Source organism: Formivibrio sp. oc-25 (assembly GCF_055810895.1).
Map to the genome: position 1 here is coordinate 24,398 of NZ_JBVVOL010000024.1, position 17,195 is coordinate 41,592.

The 17,195-nt window shown below is 52.1% G+C and carries 18 protein-coding genes; 1 reads left to right on the plus strand and 17 read right to left on the minus strand.

What is annotated here, in order from left to right; genetic code table 11:
• Positions 1-81: 81 nt before the first annotated feature.
• The 16 genes from AC0KVQ_RS13340 to AC0KVQ_RS13415 all read right to left on the minus strand — a co-directional run bounded on the left by AC0KVQ_RS13340 (position 82) and on the right by AC0KVQ_RS13415 (position 14,112).
• Complete coding sequence (locus AC0KVQ_RS13340; protein WP_473421661.1) at positions 82-327, minus strand: hypothetical protein; 246 nt, start codon at positions 325-327, stop codon at positions 82-84.
• 93 nt (positions 328-420) lie between these two features.
• On the minus strand, positions 421-1,611 hold the full coding sequence (locus AC0KVQ_RS13345; RefSeq protein ID WP_473421662.1) for a LytR C-terminal domain-containing protein: 1,191 nt from the start codon (positions 1,609-1,611) through the stop codon (positions 421-423).
• 23 nt (positions 1,612-1,634) lie between these two features.
• Positions 1,635-2,576, minus strand: coding sequence for a type II secretion system F family protein (locus AC0KVQ_RS13350; RefSeq protein WP_473421663.1), 942 nt, complete (start codon positions 2,574-2,576; stop codon positions 1,635-1,637).
• 28 nt (positions 2,577-2,604) lie between these two features.
• Positions 2,605-3,579, minus strand: coding sequence for a type II secretion system F family protein (locus AC0KVQ_RS13355; RefSeq protein ID WP_473421664.1), 975 nt, complete (start codon positions 3,577-3,579; stop codon positions 2,605-2,607).
• A 17-nt stretch (positions 3,580-3,596) separates the two neighbouring features.
• On the minus strand, positions 3,597-4,952 hold the full coding sequence (locus tag AC0KVQ_RS13360; protein WP_473421665.1) for a CpaF family protein: 1,356 nt from the start codon (positions 4,950-4,952) through the stop codon (positions 3,597-3,599).
• Between the two features lie 127 nt (positions 4,953-5,079).
• The gene (locus tag AC0KVQ_RS13365) at positions 5,080-6,249 is read right to left on the minus strand and encodes a CpaE/TadZ family protein (protein WP_473421666.1); all 1,170 of its coding nucleotides are present in this window, start codon (positions 6,247-6,249) and stop codon (positions 5,080-5,082) included.
• A gap of 100 nt (positions 6,250-6,349) precedes the next feature.
• Complete coding sequence (locus AC0KVQ_RS13370) at positions 6,350-6,802, minus strand: TadE/TadG family type IV pilus assembly protein (protein ID WP_473421667.1); 453 nt, start codon at positions 6,800-6,802, stop codon at positions 6,350-6,352.
• 16 nt (positions 6,803-6,818) lie between these two features.
• On the minus strand, positions 6,819-7,298 hold the full coding sequence (locus tag AC0KVQ_RS13375; protein WP_473421668.1) for a TadE/TadG family type IV pilus assembly protein: 480 nt from the start codon (positions 7,296-7,298) through the stop codon (positions 6,819-6,821).
• The gene (locus AC0KVQ_RS13380; protein WP_473421669.1) at positions 7,295-8,590 is read right to left on the minus strand and encodes a pilus assembly protein TadG-related protein; all 1,296 of its coding nucleotides are present in this window, start codon (positions 8,588-8,590) and stop codon (positions 7,295-7,297) included. The genes AC0KVQ_RS13375 and AC0KVQ_RS13380 overlap by 4 nt, the downstream gene beginning before the upstream one ends.
• A 119-nt stretch (positions 8,591-8,709) precedes the next feature.
• Positions 8,710-9,003, minus strand: a complete 294-nt coding sequence (locus AC0KVQ_RS13385) for a hypothetical protein (protein ID WP_473421670.1) — start codon at positions 9,001-9,003, stop codon at positions 8,710-8,712.
• 11 nt (positions 9,004-9,014) lie between these two features.
• Positions 9,015-10,490, minus strand: a complete 1,476-nt coding sequence (locus tag AC0KVQ_RS13390; RefSeq protein WP_473421671.1) for a type II and III secretion system protein family protein — start codon at positions 10,488-10,490, stop codon at positions 9,015-9,017.
• Positions 10,491-10,582: 92 nt separating this feature from the next.
• A complete protein-coding gene (gene cpaB / locus AC0KVQ_RS13395) occupies positions 10,583-11,479 on the minus strand; it encodes a Flp pilus assembly protein CpaB (protein ID WP_473421672.1) in 897 nt (298 codons plus the stop codon).
• The gene (locus AC0KVQ_RS13400) at positions 11,476-12,843 is read right to left on the minus strand and encodes a P-loop NTPase family protein (protein ID WP_473421673.1); all 1,368 of its coding nucleotides are present in this window, start codon (positions 12,841-12,843) and stop codon (positions 11,476-11,478) included. Before AC0KVQ_RS13400 ends, cpaB begins: the two co-directional genes overlap by 4 nt.
• A gap of 195 nt (positions 12,844-13,038) precedes the next feature.
• On the minus strand, positions 13,039-13,575 hold the full coding sequence (locus AC0KVQ_RS13405; protein WP_473421674.1) for an A24 family peptidase: 537 nt from the start codon (positions 13,573-13,575) through the stop codon (positions 13,039-13,041).
• Positions 13,576-13,629: 54 nt separating this feature from the next.
• Positions 13,630-13,818 carry a Flp family type IVb pilin gene (locus tag AC0KVQ_RS13410; RefSeq protein WP_473421675.1) on the minus strand — a complete coding sequence of 63 codons (189 nt, stop codon included), beginning with the start codon at positions 13,816-13,818 and terminating at the stop codon, positions 13,630-13,632.
• Between the two features lie 114 nt (positions 13,819-13,932).
• On the minus strand, positions 13,933-14,112 hold the full coding sequence (locus AC0KVQ_RS13415) for a Flp family type IVb pilin (protein ID WP_473421676.1): 180 nt from the start codon (positions 14,110-14,112) through the stop codon (positions 13,933-13,935).
• Between the two features lie 473 nt (positions 14,113-14,585).
• Between AC0KVQ_RS13415 and AC0KVQ_RS13420 the strand changes: the two genes are divergently transcribed.
• Positions 14,586-16,163 (plus strand): O-antigen ligase family protein, encoded by a 1,578-nt coding sequence (locus AC0KVQ_RS13420; protein WP_473421677.1) that lies wholly within the window; start codon positions 14,586-14,588, stop codon positions 16,161-16,163.
• Here the strand turns inward: AC0KVQ_RS13420 and AC0KVQ_RS13425 are convergent.
• Positions 16,152-17,024 carry a Rossmann-like and DUF2520 domain-containing protein gene (locus AC0KVQ_RS13425; protein ID WP_473421678.1) on the minus strand — a complete coding sequence of 291 codons (873 nt, stop codon included), beginning with the start codon at positions 17,022-17,024 and terminating at the stop codon, positions 16,152-16,154. The genes AC0KVQ_RS13420 and AC0KVQ_RS13425 overlap by 12 nt on opposite strands.
• Between the last annotated feature and the right edge of the window lie 171 nt (positions 17,025-17,195).

Here is a 17,195-nt window from a genome sequence, read left to right on the forward strand (position 1 = left end):
GTTTGATTTTATGGTGGGTAGCTTCTGCTGAATACGTATGCCCCAACCGTTACACTTGGATAATATCGCCCGTTCACACGATTATGGCGCGGGCTTAGCCTCCTCTGCTGCTGGTTTGGCTGGCTCTGCCGGCGGCGTGACATCTTTTTGCAATGCCTGGATCCGTTTGTGCAACAACAGAATTTCCGCCTGTGTGAGTACTAGAGCCTTATTGGTACGATTCATGTCGACAAGCGTAACGACCAAAGCCAGCAATGCAAGAATAAAAGTGACTGCTACCCATAAGCCTAATCTTTGCGGTTCTATGATGTGTTTTTCATCGGCCATGTTGGAACTCCTTTCCCGTGGTTGTTGTAATTCGTTACTATTACTGCGGAACATCACCCGGCTGGCTGCTGCCCGCCAGCGATCGAATGAAACCTATTTGACAACACTCTTTGCTGCATCACTGCTTGCCATCTGGATCGGCTGAATTGGGGATTCCAGTTGAGCTATCTTTGCCACCATGTCCTTGCCCAACAGCAGACGTGCCTGGATGTCCTGGCGCAGTTTGTCGGTCTGGATCAGTTCGGTTTTACCTGGCAGTGTGGATTGCAGACGCTGCGCCTCATCCCTGAAACCTGAACGGTACTGAATCTGCGAGATGGCAACATTGAAAGGTTTCTGGTTGGTGAGCCGGGCCGTGGGGAACCCGTAATCTTTGAGAGCGCTCCCAATCCTTTTTGCGAATCCTGTTACCCCGTTGCCATTGGAAACCTCAAGTCGCATTGGTACCGTGCTGGCAGACACGGGTTGTGGTTGAGGCACTACTTCTGCCGTTGCCAGTTTTGCCGGGCTTGCCCGTTCGCGTAATTCGTAGACATTGGATGAAACCTGTACCGTCTCGATACGGCTCTTGACCGCCGTGGCTGGAGTAGCGGTATAACCTGCAGCATTTTCCACGACAGGAGCTACGGGCGAATCAAACGTAGCTGCTGGCTCGCCAATCGGTTCGATTACAGCCAGTGCAGCAGACATATCGACAGAACCTGCCGTTGTGTTCTCCGGCAAGATGTCGTCCGTGGATGTGGTCGGTGATTCCTGAAATGCTGCGAGCTCGGCAGGCAATTTTCCGGTGGCCTTTGCCTGCGCATAGGCCTGGGCAAGATTCTCTCTTGCGCGCGCGTTGTTTGGATCGAGTGCGGCAGCTACTTCGAGCGCATAGATCGCGTCGACATAGGATCCTTGTAGATAGAGAGCACGTCCCAGATTGTTGTACAGGTGCACGGCATTGGTGGTGTCATTACTGATGGCAGTACGGAATGCGGTAATGGCATCGTCGTAACGGCCCTGCATGGCGAAAGCTACGCCCAAGCCATTGTGGGCTTCAACAAAACTGGGATCTGCAGCGATTGCGCGGCGGTAGGCGTTCAATGCCTGCTCGTAGCGTTGCTGACCTTGGTAATAACGACCCAGTTGATACAAGGAATCCGGGCTTTGCTTTGTATTGTTCACGCTATAGAGCGGTTCGACCCGCCACGTCTCGTTGTTTGCGACCTTCTGCTGCATGGCGCAACTACCAATAAAAGGGGTGCAGCAAGCCAAGACTAGGGCGACTTTTTTCGTTTTCATGCTGAATCCTCCTTTTAGAGAGATCATTGCCCTGCCATGGTCGGCAGCAGCACGCGATAGATGCTGATAAAAGCCGGGCCAAGCAACACAAGCAGCATTGAGGGGAAAATGCAGAAAATCAGCGGAAACAGCAGCTTGACCGGAATCTTGGCGGCGGCTTCTTCCGCACGCAATCTGCGTTTGGTTCGCAGGCTGTCGGAATGCACGCGGAGCGAATCCGCGATGCTGGTCCCGAATCGGTCTGCCTGAATCAGCATGGCGGCAAGGTTGTCGACCTCCTCCACCCCGGTGCGCAAGGCCAGGTTGCGCAAAGCCCGCGCACGTGTACCGCCTGCGCGCAACTCCAGGTTGATAAGATGCATTTCTTCCGCGAGCGTCGGGCTTTTCAGTTTCATTTCTTCGGCGACTCGCCCGATCGCGGCATCTAATCCCAAGCCGGCTTCGACACAGACTGTCATCAGGTCGATTGCATCTGGAAAGTTTTCAAAGATTTCCCGCTTTCTGTAGGCGATTTTTCGTTCCAGTAGGGCGTTGGGCAGGAAGTAGCCTATGGCCGCCAACAAAACCACCAACAGCATGAACATGTTGGGTTCAAGCTCAAGACGCGATATCCCGCTATACAGCAATAGCACGCCTGGCAGAGCAATGGTCAGTATCGTTTTGGCCGCAAAAAACATGACCGGTGCCGATGGATTGCGATAACCGGCGTTCATGAAGCGCACGCGCAAGGGCGAGTTTTCCCAGCCTTCGGCAGGAAGCGAAAGCTTGGCAAGCGGTCCGGTCAGCTTGACTACACGCTGAACCCAGGCGGGCACATCTGCTTCGGTAGCCGGTTGGCCTGTTGCCGAGAGTTGCTCTAATCGCTGGCGTACCGGGCTGCTGCTGAGTTGCGTGAACGTCACCATGGCAACAACAAATACCACCACGAAGATGACGACCAGATAGATGATTTGCAGGGTGGTCATGATATTGCTCCCTGTTTCGGTTATGGGATCAGACCCTGATCTTGATGATGCGCCACATCCAGAAGATGCCAAGAATCATGATGACAAGTGCGCCGGCAATCATTTGCCTGCCAGCCGGATCGGTCCACAGTATGCCGATGAATGTGGGGTGGATGAAACTGATTACCCCGGCCAGTACGAACGGCAGCAGGGTCAATATCCAGGCAGATAACTTGCCTTCGGCAGACAGTACCCGAATGGTGCCTAGCAGTTTGAAACGGGCACGGATCAGTGCACTGATGCTATCTAGCAGTTCCGCCAGATTACCGCCGGTTTCTCGCTGGATCAGCACGGAAATCACGAAGTAGCGCAGGTCTTCGACAGGTATACGGGCAGCCATGTTGGTCAGGGCATCCTGCAAAGGCACCCCGTAGTTGAGTTCGTCGAAAGTAGTTCGGAATTCACCGGCTATGGGTTCTGGCATTTCTTCGCCAGCCATCTTGATCGAGCCGGGTAGGGCATGCCCTGCCCGCAACGCGCGCGCCATCATGTCGAGGGTATCGGGTAATTGCTGTTCAATCGCGTTGATGCGTTTCTGCCGCTTGTTGGTTACATAGAGCAGAGGAAGTGCCGCGCCCAAGAGGGTAAACATGACCAAGAGAAGCAGAGGGAGAGCAAAAATAATGCAGAGCATCAATACAACGACCGTGCAGAGCAGGGTGATGCCGAGAAACCCTGCCACGTTCATTTTTACATCGGATTGCACCAGAATGCGATCCAGCACATGCACGCGCGGAATCTGCATCAGCAAACGATCCATCGTGGGCGTTTCGCTTAGCAGCCGCTTTTTCAGAATGGTCAATTCTTCTACACGGCCACTGCCAGCGGACAATGCTTGCAGACGTCGTTCGATGCGTTTGGCTTCTGGCCCTTTGTAGGTATTCCAGGCCAGATAGGCGCCTTCCAGAAACAGCACCACTGCCAGGAATCCCAGTATGGCGAACGCGTAATATAGGTAGTCCATGATTGGCTCCTATTCGTCTATTCGTACAGGCGTGTCGGATCGAAGATCTCATCACGCAGCGGGATGCCATGCACGCGTAGCCGTTCGGCAAATTTCGGGCGGATGCCCGTGGCCCGGAAGTGTCCGAGTACGGTTCCATCGGACGCGATCCCCGTCTGCACAAAAGTGAAGATTTCCTGGGTGGTGACAATATCGCCTTCCATACCCGTGATCTCTTCAATGCTCATCACCTTGCGCTTGCCGTCCGACAACCGAGAAACATGAACCAAGGCACTCAACGCAGAGCTGATCTGCTGTCGCATTGCCTTGGGGGGCAGGGTTAATCCGCCCAGTCCAATCATGTTTTCCAGTCGGGTCAGTGCATCACGCGGGCTGTTAGAGTGGATGGTGGTCATGGATCCATCATGGCCGGTATTCATGGCCTGCAACATATCCAGCACTTCCGCGCCACGAACCTCGCCAACGATGATGCGGTCAGGACGCATCCGCAGGCTGTTTCTGACCAGTGCGCGTTGCGTAACCTCACCCTTGCCCTCGATATTGGGCGGTCGGGTTTCAAGCCGCACTACGTGTGGTTGTTGTAGTTGCAGTTCGGCTGCATCTTCGATGGTAACGATGCGTTCGGTGGCAGGGACATAGCCGGAAAGGATGTTCAGCAAGGTGGTCTTGCCGCTACCTGTACCACCGGAAACCAGCAGGTTCACGCGCGCACGGACCAGACCTTCCAGGATTTCCGACATCGGCGGGGTCAGGCTCTTGTTGGTGAGTAGATCATCCATACGCAGTGGAACAACTGCGAATTTGCGGATGGAAAGCAGCGGGCCATCCACCGCCAGCGGAGGAATGATGGCGTTGACGCGGGAACCATCGGGTAGTCGCGCATCCACCATCGGGCTCGATTCATCAATACGGCGGCCGATGCGCGAGACGATCTTGTCGATGATCTTCATCAGGTGCGCATCGTTTTCAAAGGTGATATCGGATTTTTCCAGCTTGCCGCGGCGCTCAATGTATATCTGTCTGTACGTGTTCACCAGGATGTCGGAAATGGTGGCATCGGCCAGCAAGGGCTCCAGAGGCCCCAAGCCAAGCACTTCATGCTGGATATCGCGTACCAGACTGCTGCGTTCTGCCTCGTTGATCGGCATGGTTTCTTCCGCCAGCAGGCGTTCAACCATGGTTTTCAGCTCATCGCGCAGTCGGTCTGCCGAAAGCGTTTCCATGACGGCCAGATCAACCCGATCCAGCAGCTTTCGGTGGATCCGAGATTTCAGTGTCTGATAGGCCTTGTTGTCGGAAACGGATTGCGGGGTGCCAACCGGCGCCAGTGCGGTATCGCTCTGTATGGTTTCCAGTCGTTCTCTCAGTGACATGATCGTACCCCCAATCGTTTGCGGTTCGCCGGTTGCTGCTGCGTCGACCCTGTTGTCTCTCAATCAAATTTCTGTTTTTCGCATCCGTTCAATTTTTCGGCTTGTACCGCTTGATCTGACGAGTGTTCTAATTTTTCTGAAACAAGCGGGAAATCCACCCGGACTGCTTGATTTCCGGGCCGTCATGCAATGTTTTTGCAATCTGGCTCAAAGCTTTGGTTACCGGGTCATTGGGTGCAATTTTCATGACCGGTACCCCCTGGTTTACGGAGGCAGATACCGCCTTGAAGCTGTTCGGTATGGTGTGGGATACCTTCATTCCCAAGGCATACTCCACATCATCCAGGCGGATATCCCCACCTTTTTCATTGCGGTTCACGATGAGCCTGATTTTGTCCCGCCCATAGCCCAGTGTCTGAAATGTGGCGAGCAGACGCTTGGCATCACGGATAAATGGCAGCGTCTCCTGTAGCACCGGAAAAATCAGATTGGTTCTGTCCAATGCTCGAACATTTACTGCATCCAGTGCCCGGCTCATATCCAGGATCACGAAATCATATTGAGATGCAGCTAGCTCAATCAGTGCATCAATATGTTCTGGCTTGATATCTGTAGCCCGATCAGGGCTTTCCGGGGCGGCCAGGATGCCGAAGTTGGGCAACACCTGCACCATGCTGGATGCCAGAAGAGAAGCATCCAGCCGCTGGAAATTGCTGGCCACATCCGCCAGCGTATTGATGGGGGGGTGGTCATAAACAAATAGCGATGCATTGCCGAACTGCAGGTTGAGATCGAACAGGGCAACCCGCTTACCTTCGGCAGCGGCAAGAATGTAGCCCAGATTGACAGCAAGAAACGTAGCGCCGCTCCCCCCTTTGCAGGCAATAAACGCCAGTACCTTGCCCTTGTGGTGCGTTGAGTTCAGCAGCGCAGCTCTTTTCTGGATTCTACTTACGGCATCGAGCAGTGATTGGCCGGTCAGTGGCATACCAACCACTTCCCGTACGCCGACACGCATCGCTTCGGTCAGGAATTCTGGCGATTGCACCTGCGCCAGCAAAATAACGGCCATGCCCGGATGGCGCAGGCTGACCAACTCGATTTCTGCCAGTTCTACTCGATTCCCCTGTGCCGCGTCGTAGATCAACAGATTCGGATGCATCTCGTCCACGGCAGCTTCGGCCTGTGAAATGCCACCTGTAACCAGCGCGATATCCAGCAGACTTTTATCTGCTCCGAGATGCTGGCGCAGATCGTCCAGTGTTTTCGGATTATTAGATGCAGCCACGATTTTCATGGCACCCCCCTTGTTTTTGATTCTTGCATACAGCGATTCTTGATGTTGGGCAGTACAAAACAATGTCTTTATTCTTATTTATGGTCATTTTCAACGGGTCTTACAAGCACACTGGATTGCTTGCACTTGAAAGGCTTTCTCGCAGTAATGATGTTTCAAAGGCCGGAACTGTTAGCGTCATGTTCAGCAACGGGATCAAAGGCGTGATGCTTAATCCTTGCAGGCGCACATAGACACGCTCACAAGTACTCTGGGTGCATGTTTGTCCATTCGAACTCTCATAAGTGACCGCCACGTTTGCAGAGGTGATACTTGGCATAATCCGCTGCATGCGTGAGATGATGGCATCATCATTTAAGTCGCATACCACAGCAGTTCGTACACCGTAGCGTGTAGCTTCAACTGCCGAATTCCATGTGAACAAGACGCGTCCGAACTCAATGATGCCCAGTAGCAAAGTGAAAAAAACTATAGCAATCAAGGCAAACTCAACTGCGCTGACGCCGCTCTGTTTTTTTCCAAGCCTATGGGTACGCATGCTGGCCATTTTCATGATGTAGACCTCCGCGTCACAGTACCTGCCGCATGGTGTTGCTGATTGGCCCGAATGTGATGCCGGGTAGGCCTGCATTCAGCCCCCCGATGGAAAAGTTGATCAACGATTGGAACTGGTAGTCTCGGACCGTTACCGTAACAAGATTGACGACGCCAGATCCCGTCGATATGGAGGCATGTGTGCCCTGACAGCTGAGCGCATCGCAGATGTCGATCATGCTAGTTGTCAGTCCCGGTACCAATGGGCTGCCGGCACAAGTTTTGTTGCCGTAAACCGCAAGGCACTGTGCAGTGCCTGTGCCGGAGCCTGCTGCTTGCGTAGATAGATAGCGCGTTGCGTCGCGGGTGGCTTTGGCCAGCGTGTTGTACTGGTACATGGCACGGCCAAATTCGGTGATGCCAAACACCATGAGCAACATTGGAATGATGACCAAGGCAAATTCCACGGCAACGACGCCGTGCTGTTTATGGTTATGAGGTAAGGTATTCATCATTGCACCAAAACAGAAACCAGAGGGCCTGCTGTACCGCCAGGGACTCCGTAAGAGGCACAGGGGCTGGTCGGGTCATTCGCCATGCCTCTGTATTCCAGAAATACATCATCCGGCCCTTTGATGGGGTTTAACATCAACACACAGGCATATCCCAGAATTGGAATAGGTTGCGGATTTGAGGATGCGAGATCCTGACAATTCACAACCGGGGCAATCGCAATACGGCGGTTGGCACCATATTGAGCATGTTCTGCGGATGTACTTGGATGGTAGGCATTCCCTATATCCGCAGGATCAGTGCCTTGATAAGGCACCCGTGCGTTTTGGCCAGCAAGATAATTGAGTGTCACACCATTTGAAGAGTCTGAATCTGTTCCCGAGTATGCATTTTCTGGTTCTGTATTCGGCCAAGTTATCGAGGTTGCAAACGACATGTCGCTATTGGTATAAGCCAAGCCGGTAAAATCAGGCGGAGCGGTGGTCAAGTTGTATTGCCCGCCATTCTTGTAGATGCCAAAGCGAGAATTCCATGCATCCGACAGACCGGATATCTGGCCTTGCTGACCCACAAGCGCACCTACAGGAGGGAGTTCGCATTGACCTGAGCCTTTCAGTAAATCCTTCAGCTCATTGGCTCCGCCTCCTGCATTTGGTGAAAAATCCAGCCAGTTGTAACTGCCTGTTCCGCCAGGTGTGCTGCTGTCGAATTTCCCGGAATACCAGTATCCAAGATTGAATCCAAAGGGGGCTGGTGTGCTTCCTTGTTGGCACAGCCCGATCGGAATTGCACAGGTGGTTTGTGAGGGGGCCAGAGTTGCCACTGCCTGTGCCGCTACGGTCTGATCTCCGAAACCCAGAACCTGCATAAACCACATCGCGATGCCAGTGCGATTGAGTGTACACATGACATATTGCGAATTTGTCGGGGCGCCGCTCGCTCTTGTCAGATAGCCACTGTTCGGGCTAAGCGAGACACTGAAGGTAATGTTCTCTGGCCCAATGGTGACAGGGGTGGATTGCAACGCCGTATTGTTTTTTCCTCCTACCGTGATACCTGCATTCTCTGCACGCAATAAGCCATCCGTGCCACCATCCAACTCCCTTGCAGCCGCCAATGCACAGGAATCCGCAGCATTTTGTAATTCAGTCTTGGTGACAAACATGTGCCCAAGGTCAACTACCAAGCCAATCATGCCGATCAATACCACAATGCAGATGCCGACGATGATTGCCACCGCACCGCGTTGACGCTGATTGGAGCGGGGCAAGTTGAATACTGTTGATGTTTTCATCGCGATTACCTCCTGCATCTAGAGGGCCTGGTTGTATTGGGAGGCTTCAGCCCCGCAAGCTGATGTGCTTTAAAATTTGCTTGCAGGGCTTGGGCGAGCTGAGCACTGTGTTGATTTTCTTACTTAGAACCCCCTCCAGAACCAACGCCGATCGTGAAGGTATTGGCAGCCGCAGGCGGTGATTCGAACGACTTGTAGTATTTGTCGATCACCGCATCGCCGCCCTTGCCATCCAGCCCGATTGGAACTTCCGCGATTCTTGTTCCGTCCGGATTCAGGGTCTGCTGGGCCTTGATGGTGTTGAAGGCTTCGCCGAATTTGCTGTCGAGCACCGGGGCCGGGGCCACGCAGCCGGTCAGCATCAGTGACATTCCCGCACCGGCCAGCAGCAATTTAATGGATAAGGTTTGCATGGCTGTCTCCTTCACTTCATTTCAAAGCCGCCGGCAGCGGGTGCCTGTGCGGGCGTGCTGTTGGTCTGAGGTGTTGATGATTCTGCGGGCTGTTCCTTTGCGCCTTCATGCGTGCCTTTCAGCATGCGCTGGAAGCGATTGGGCTCGACAAACGAATCGGTGGGCAGTGTGTAGTTGGCTGGCAATGGCTTGACCAAGCGAGGTGTTACCACGATGACCAACTCGGTTTTATCGGTTTGGTATTCATTGCTCCGGAATAGCGTGCCTAACACCGGAATTTCCCCAAGAATCGGGAAACGATCGATTTGATGCTTGGTTTTATCTTGTAGCAAGCCACCAATGGCCAACGATTGGCCATCCCGCAGTTCCACGGATGTCGATACTCGCCGTGTAGTGAGGCTTGGCACCAGTGTGGCTGCACCGCTTATTGATGTTGCCACCGTGGTGAAACCAACCAGATCAGTCACCTCCGGGGCCACGCGCATCTGGATCAGACCTTCTTCCAGTACGGTAGGCGTGAATTTCAGTCCTACGCCAAATTCCTTGGTTTCCAGTTCGATGCCGCCATCGCCATCGGCAACAGGGATGAGAATTTCACCACCTGCCAGGAAGCTGCCTTCCTGACCGCTGATGGCCACGATACTGGGCTCTGCCAATATCTTGACCAGACCATCGCCTTTCTGGGCATCGATACCTAATGCCGTTAGAGGGTTGCTAACGGTAGTACTGCCACCGTAGCGGATGAATTCCGCTGCGGCGCCACCCAGTATTCCTGAGAGTAGGTAACGGCCATTGGCCCAGGAGAAATCCAGACCCAGTTTTTCTAGCAGCGTGCGGTTGATTTCGGCGATCTTTACTTCCAGCATCACTTGCTGAACGCTGGAAACCGCCAGCATGTTCACTACTTTCTTGCCTCCAGAATAGGCTTCGGCCAAAGCCACGGCGCGGTCTGCTTTGATGGCATCTGTCACAGTTCCGGAGAGTACAACCGTATCGGCGGCAGTCATGACCTTGATATTTTTGTCACCCGGCAGAAGCTGGGAGAGCTTGCTCTGCAGTGCGGTGGTATCCATGCCGACTACTACATCAACCACTGTGCTCTGGCCGCTCTTGCTCCACATGATCAGATTGGTTGTTCCGACCTTTTTGCCCAGCATGTAGATTTCACGCGGGTTGAGCAGGATCACATCCGCAATATCCGGGCTGCCCACGGAAATTCGCGTTACAGGTGCAGGGATACGCAATAGCGTGGATTTGCCCACGGTGGCGTTCACTTGCGAGGCAAATTCAATCGGCCCGCTGGTGGCTACATCGACAGGCGCCGCAGCAGCCTGTTGTACCGTCACGGGCTTTGTGGCCGGCTTTTTGGCAGCGGGCTCTGCTGCTTGCAGAGGCAAAGCCAGTGCCATTGTCGTACCCATCAGGATTGCCAGGGTTTTTATGCCAGCACCTGGCAATATCGTGTACCGCGTTTCCTGTTTGCTCATTTCAACTCTCCCCATGGCGAAGACTGTATTGCAGTCAAATTTGGGTGCCGGCAGGCAGTCCGGCTCATTCATGCTTTTGTTCGGTCAGCCCTTCAGAATTCACTGCTGGACTGCGACAACCCCTTGATGATTTCAACCTTTTCCTTGGCCGGCGCCCTGGGGGCTACCGGCTTGGGTGCGACAACCACTCTTCTCACCACAACCTTGGGCGCTGTTTGCGGCTGTGAGGCCACGATGACGATCGGCTCGGGCTGGCGATTCAGCAGGTCGCGCTTGTAGATGCCATCGGTGGTAACTGGGGAGGTGTCTACCTGGTTTCTAAGCACCAGAGACAAAGTGCCGATGCTGCGGGCCAGATCGAGTTTTTCAGCTTGATCTGGTGTGACTTCCAGCGTGACGGCATTGACCACTTTCGGTTTGGTTTCATCCCGACCGGATTCCTGAGCCACTGCCAGCACTAGGATGCGTTCAAGCACGATCTTGGAGATGGTCTTGTCTTTGTTGGCGCTCTTGGCTTCTTCATCCACCGTGTTGACGAGCACATCCACGTAATTGCCAGGCAGTGCAAAACCGGCTACGCCGACCACATCGTTCACTCGTACGGTAATGGCGCGTTTGCCTTCCACGATGACTGCGGATAGCCCACCCTTGGTGCCAACCGGCGCCAGTTTCGGCTCCATGATCGGCTCGCCCTTGAGCACGGTGGTTTTCAGTACACGAGGTTCTTGTGTGCCGGGGTCTTTAAGTAGCTTGCCCAATTCGACTTCGCCTTGTAGCGCACCTGAAGGAATGCTGCCGCTTGGCCATTCAACCAAAGCCAGCCCTTCCGGTGTTAGCCGCGTGCCCAAATCCATATCCTTGGCGGCAACCACCACTTTGCTGGTGTTCATTGTTCCCTGTTGTCTGATCCAGTTAGATGCCAGAACAACGGCGGCCAGTCCGATGATCACGGAGATCGCGATCATGACCACTGCTCTTGTGTTTTTCATCTCGTTTCCCCTTGCCTGTCGTTGAGATCTCTGCCGTCCTCATAATCGCGGGCGTAGTAATTGCTCCATGCCCAGTCCAGCAATTCCTGTGTCATTTCAGGTTTTTGTCCGCTATATCTGGCGATATCCCGAACCTGGCCGATGATGTCGCGCGGGATGCACGCATAAAGCGGCCGACCTTCCTTGTAGTGATGTTCATGCACCAGGTAATCGATACCATCTTTGGAAAACGGCACGCTTAATTCTTCACAGACCTGTTTTGCGATATCACGGTAATCCTGCTCATCCAATGCCCCGATATAGATCTTGTAGCCAAGCCGGCGCAGGAAGGCTTCGTCTGCCAGTTGTTTGGGGGGCATGTTGGTGGAAAACACCACAATCACATCAAACGGCACCATGAACTTCTTGCCGGTATGCAGTGCCAGGTAATCCACACGCCGATCCAACGGCACAATCCAGCGGTTCAGCAGGGCCAATACGGGAGTCAATTGCCGCCCAAGGTCATCAATGATCAGCAGGCCGTTGTTGGCCTTCACCTGCGGTGGCGCCTGATAGAAGCGGGAACTGGCATCAAAATCCAGATCCAGCATCGGCAAAGTCAACTCCCCGCCAGTGGTTACGACAGGGCGGTGGCAAAGTACCCAGCGTGCATCGCAGGCGCGACGGCCATCCAGGCAGACGCTGGCATCCGTTTGCGGTGTGGGAATGTGCACCAAAGGATCGAAAACCTGGATCACGGCCTCGTCCACGACCACGGCATAAGGGATGGCGATATCGCCGGAGAGCAAGCCCACCAGATGCTCCGAGATGAAACTCTTGCCACTGCCGGCTGGGCCATAGACGAAGATCGCGCGGCCAGAATTCATCGCGGCACCAAACTGCTTGAGAATGTTTTCTTTCACCACGATGCCATCAAATGCCTTGACGATATCCTGGTGAGTAACCTGCATATTCGAGACGGATTGCTGCTGAATCTGTTGAATGTAGGATTCCAGGCTGACAGGCGCAGGGCCGGCGTATTGGCTTTTTTGCAGAAAATCTTCTGCGCGCAGACGGCCCAAGTCAGTGAGATTGTAGGAAGTGGAAGTATCACTGCTGGTGCTGCGGGAGACTTCGCACATGCGCTCTGTACGCAAGAACGTAAGCAGTGGTTCCAGCACACCAATCGAAAGTTTCAGATGATCAGATAGCTCGATCAGACGCAGTTGCCCGCGCAGAAAAAGCACTTTGGTCAGCAGCTCTATCATGAAGAGGAAATTCAGCCCGGTATCACCCACCGTTCGCGGCTGCGGAGGAATCGGGCCGGTAACCTGCCAAGCTTCGGGAAGTTCTGCAGGCTTACTTGCTTTGGTGGCCATCATCATGATTTTTCTCCACCTGCATTTTTCTGAGTTGTCCGTATGAAATCACCGGGAAACGCGATATCACCGGTTTCCACTCTCCATTTCACCGTAGGCTTGGTTTTGATGCGGCGCAACCGGGAATTTTGTATCTGTACGTCTGTCGGGTCGATATCAAAAGATTACACAAAATGCATATCGCACCAACAAACTGTATTTCTAAATCCAGCCTGCATATTGCAAGGCCAGGTAGCCTAATGTGCCGGAGGCAATAGCCACGGCATAGGGCAACTTGCCTACGGATTGCGGGCCAACATCCAGTGTTGGCATCTGTTTTAGATGCACATCAATCAACCCGCCAAGTAATATTGATTTGGTATTTATGAGCATCTGACGAATTTTTCCGGAACATGCCGTCACCGCAATCGCCAGAATGCCACCTGCGATAAGCGTTCCCGCAATGGCTCCCCAGAATTGACCTGATGGCCATAAAAAACTGCCCACCATGGCCATCAGCTTCACATCGCCAGCACCGAGCGTGCGTAGCAAGTAAAACGGCAGGAACAAAAGTAGTCCAAGGAAAAATCCACCACATGCAATCAGTAAGCCGTAGAGGCCGGATATCCATAGATTGATGGCAAATGCAAGAATGGCGCCGATGCCAACCAATATGTTCGGAATGCGATGATTTTTGATGTCACTCACAGCTGCAATGAGCAGAAAAATTGCGAGCACGCCAATATTGATGTGATTCATAGATCATGCCTCAGTTCGTTCATGATCTCATTTATAAATGGGGTTGAGCGCCAATCAAGCACAGCCAAGATTTACAACGCAACCTGCAACCCAGTTCCATAAGGAACCGAGAATTCCACCTAGGGTGGAGACACTTATTACGATCACCATGGCGATCAGTGATGCCAGGAGTGCATATTCAATTGAGGTGACGGCTTGTGTGTTCTGACAAAAGGAGCGGAATGATTTGTAGAAGCGCTTCATTAGTGCTGCTCCTTGTCGGTTTGAAGTTGGTAGCAATAAATGTCGTATTAACCAAATCCAACCCCTCGATGATTAGAGACTGGATTTGGTGTTTTGGGTCAGTAATGCTAAGCATTAAGCCGATTGTAGTGCAGCACCAATTTTATCAAACACTTTGTCAAGCTCTGTACCAACCAGCTTGACTGCGGCAATGATAACAACGGCAATCAATGCGGCGATCAAGCCGTATTCAATTGCTGTAACGCCTTCTTCATCGTTGATGAAATGGGAGAATTTTGTTTGCAAGGCTTTCATGATGCTCTCCTTTATATGCTAAAACAGATCAAGCTGGCTTGATCTTTATGAAGCAGCTCCCCTCCCTGGTAATCCTGCAAGCCGTCCTGCAGAATTGCGTGCTTGTTATAAGGAATAGTGTTTCTGAAGGGCTGCTGCCTGCCCTACAGTTCCAACGTAGAACGGTTTGGTGGGTTTGCAAGAAAAAAATGTTATTGGCACCAGACCGTCGGCAGTATGCTGGTTTTGTTGCAGGTATCTTGGTGTTGTGTTCATATAATTGATTGATTATATTGATAATTATTTGATTTTTGTAAGTAGTTTATTGGTTTTGCGTATAAATGTTGTAAGTATTAATGTATTTTGGTTTGCTATTTATAGTATTGAAGTAACGCATTGCTGTGGCATAAGTTGATGTATATATAAAATATAAATACGTAGTGCTTGAGGCGGGTGAGGTTGTGGGTGGAAATCAATTTAAATGGAGGGCGATCATGGGCAACTGCAGCGATATGGTGATGCCTTCTTGCTTGAATGAAAATACCATATGGAAAATTTTTCTGTTTTCTTTGATGGTTTTGCCGCTATCTGGAATGTTGACATTTATTCCACCCTGGCAGATGTATGCAACAGATAGGTATCGTTTATTGGGTGTTGCGGTCCTGTTGGCTGTTGCTTTTTTAAATATTTTTATAAATTTTACTCGGCAAAGAGGCTTTTGTTGGTTTGGGATTCCTTACGTTATTGGATTGTTTGTTTTTTCTGTTTTTGGATTGGTTTCTGCGTGGATGGCTTTGCTTTCTCGATACGCTCTATTGGAGTGGGCTTACTTCATTGGTTGTGGTTTGCTTGGGTTAGGTGTGTATCGGGCTGTACAAATTCGCGGTTCTATGGGGTTGAAAGATCTGATTTTGGCGGTATTCTTTTCTGCATATATGTATACTATTTTTTATAGTATCTGGTATTTGACTGTTGTCAATTGTCAAGAGTTGTTTTGTGTTCAGCTCAGGTTTCCTGGGTTTGATAATCCACGTACTTTTGATTCTTTTTATCTGCCATTCTTGTTTTTGTATCCGCTGGCCAATCACTATCTTCCAGTTGGTAGGTTAGTCAAATGGGCTTATTGGGGATTAGGTGCGGTGTGGTTTTCATTAATTTATGTGTCGAGTTCGAGAACAAATTATCTGGCTATCATGCTGGTTTGCCCACTGATTTATGTTCTATCACCAGGGCTGGCGCTGTCTTGGTTGAGACGGTTTACATTTTTTCTGATTATGGGAGGGATGGGGTACGGCGTAATGCACGGATTGTGGCCTTTGTTGAATGGTGCTTCTCTTGATGTTGCGTCGTCATCCTCGTTGTTTGCCACTGGGAGTGTGCATTCAAGGCTTGAGTTGTGGCGCAGGGGGTTGAGTATCTTTGGGGAGTATCCCCTTCTGGGCGCTGGGCCAATGCATTTTGCCTACTATGGGGATATTCCACATATTGGCGAAGGTGCCAACCCACACAACTTGATAATACAGTTGCTCTCAGAATGGGGTGTTTTCTGTACTTTTCTATTCTCGGTCGGCGTGTTGTGGTTATTTTTCAAGGCGGCTGTATATTTTCGGCAATCTACCGATCAATTGGATAGCTTGGCAGGTACTCAGAAGTTGGTCTTATTCGCCGCATGGGTTGCTATGCTGCTGGCTACCCAAACATCGGGAACCAATTTACCAATACTGACTGGTCTTGGTGGAGCCCTGGCGGGATTGATCTTGCAAGAAAATTCGAAGGTGGAACAACCACCCTGCTACGGCCATATTGGCCGAGTTGGGGTTACGCTATTGTCGATAGCGGTCATCGGCTTTTTGATAAATGGCTTGTATCCAGAAGTTACTTGTCGGCGAGAGGAGGCCTCAGCATATTTGAAGGCATATCCTGACGACAAAATACCGTCCCCACGTTTCTGGTCTCAAGGAAAGATTGCCTTTAGTGATACGTACTTGGCTCAGTGCTATAAAGATGCCGAACGGCTCTTTGTTGAGAAAGGCTGGCGCAGTGAACCTATGTCTGAAAGCTCATCCCCGTAAGATGTTGTGTAAATGCTGACGCTGCGCATCACTCAGTGGGGCGAGTGATGCCGTAAACTTGCCTAATGTCGCATAAACTTTACCTAGTTCTGGGTTAAGGATATTCAGTGCAGCATATTGGTGAGCAACCGTTTGCACATCACCCCGCGCAATCGGCCCGGTTAGCGCGCCTTCTGTTCCGAGCTTATCTATATTAGAAAGCGTTCCGTCAATCAGTGGACGCAACGCCGGCCAAGCTGTCTCTGGCGGTACGCCCGCAGTAGCCATGCTCAGCAGTGCGGCATGCATCAGGGCAACCATTGCGTTGCAGGCCAATACGGCGCTAGCGTGGTACAGCGTTTTCTGCGCCGGGTTGATGGCAAAGCAGTTGGCGCCAATGGCTGAGAAAAGCGGCAGCAGAGTTTCCAGTGCTTCTGCATCGCCTTCCTGGCCACAGTACGTCCCGGCAAAATTTTTGATGGCCAGAGATGGCGTGGCAAATGATTTGAGCGGGTGAATGCTGGCAACGTGCACACCACAATTTTTCAATGAAGCAAGAATAGTGCTGGCCAGTGCGCCGCTGCAGTGCAGGGCTATATCACCGGGGCGCATGCAGCCACTGCTTGCCAATCGATTAGCTGAGGCTTCCAGCACATCATCTGGCGTGGCGATCAGGGTAATGTTGGCGGGTGCTAGGTGTTCCCAGGTGGTTGCGGTGCCGGCGCCGATGAATTCGCAAGCAGCACGGGTCCGCGCCCATGTATTGCCCACTATGCTATTTATGCTAACAAGGCCCTGTTCATGCCACAGGCGGGCCAGCGTTTGGCCCAAACGGCCAGGGCCAATCAGGTTCAGGGAATAGGGTGGCGTCAGGGTTTTCATCGGGGCTGAGAAAAAACGATTGGTTCGGATGCGTTTAAAAACAGGGGTTTAGCGTTTTGGGGCTGGAATTTTGCGGTGCGGGTGTTGACGAGTATTTGGGAGGTGGGTATAGTTCGGCCTCTCTGCTGCAGACGCAGCGAAGTTTGAAGCGCGAAACGTTGATTTTACAGT

Excerpts from the sequence above, each read along its gene's own strand:
- AC0KVQ_RS13340 (WP_473421661.1), bottom strand. The coding sequence starts at position 327 with ATGGCCGATGAAAAACACATCATAGAACCGCAAAGATTAGGCTTATGG.
- AC0KVQ_RS13345 (WP_473421662.1), bottom strand. The coding sequence starts at position 1,611 with ATGAAAACGAAAAAAGTCGCCCTAGTCTTGGCTTGCTGCACCCCTTTT.
- AC0KVQ_RS13350 (WP_473421663.1), bottom strand. The coding sequence starts at position 2,576 with ATGACCACCCTGCAAATCATCTATCTGGTCGTCATCTTCGTGGTGGTA.
- AC0KVQ_RS13355 (WP_473421664.1), bottom strand. The coding sequence starts at position 3,579 with ATGGACTACCTATATTACGCGTTCGCCATACTGGGATTCCTGGCAGTG.
- AC0KVQ_RS13360 (WP_473421665.1), bottom strand. The coding sequence starts at position 4,952 with ATGTCACTGAGAGAACGACTGGAAACCATACAGAGCGATACCGCACTG.
- AC0KVQ_RS13365 (WP_473421666.1), bottom strand. The coding sequence starts at position 6,249 with ATGAAAATCGTGGCTGCATCTAATAATCCGAAAACACTGGACGATCTG.
- AC0KVQ_RS13370 (WP_473421667.1), bottom strand. The coding sequence starts at position 6,802 with ATGAAAATGGCCAGCATGCGTACCCATAGGCTTGGAAAAAAACAGAGC.
- AC0KVQ_RS13375 (WP_473421668.1), bottom strand. The coding sequence starts at position 7,298 with ATGATGAATACCTTACCTCATAACCATAAACAGCACGGCGTCGTTGCC.
- AC0KVQ_RS13380 (WP_473421669.1), bottom strand. The coding sequence starts at position 8,590 with ATGAAAACATCAACAGTATTCAACTTGCCCCGCTCCAATCAGCGTCAA.
- AC0KVQ_RS13385 (WP_473421670.1), bottom strand. The coding sequence starts at position 9,003 with ATGCAAACCTTATCCATTAAATTGCTGCTGGCCGGTGCGGGAATGTCA.
- AC0KVQ_RS13390 (WP_473421671.1), bottom strand. The coding sequence starts at position 10,490 with ATGAGCAAACAGGAAACGCGGTACACGATATTGCCAGGTGCTGGCATA.
- cpaB (WP_473421672.1), bottom strand. The coding sequence starts at position 11,479 with ATGAAAAACACAAGAGCAGTGGTCATGATCGCGATCTCCGTGATCATC.
- AC0KVQ_RS13400 (WP_473421673.1), bottom strand. The coding sequence starts at position 12,843 with ATGATGATGGCCACCAAAGCAAGTAAGCCTGCAGAACTTCCCGAAGCT.
- AC0KVQ_RS13405 (WP_473421674.1), bottom strand. The coding sequence starts at position 13,575 with ATGAATCACATCAATATTGGCGTGCTCGCAATTTTTCTGCTCATTGCA.
- AC0KVQ_RS13410 (WP_473421675.1), bottom strand. The coding sequence starts at position 13,818 with ATGAAGCGCTTCTACAAATCATTCCGCTCCTTTTGTCAGAACACACAA.
- AC0KVQ_RS13415 (WP_473421676.1), bottom strand. The coding sequence starts at position 14,112 with ATGAAAGCCTTGCAAACAAAATTCTCCCATTTCATCAACGATGAAGAA.
- AC0KVQ_RS13420 (WP_473421677.1), top strand. The coding sequence starts at position 14,586 with ATGGGCAACTGCAGCGATATGGTGATGCCTTCTTGCTTGAATGAAAAT.
- AC0KVQ_RS13425 (WP_473421678.1), bottom strand. The coding sequence starts at position 17,024 with ATGAAAACCCTGACGCCACCCTATTCCCTGAACCTGATTGGCCCTGGC.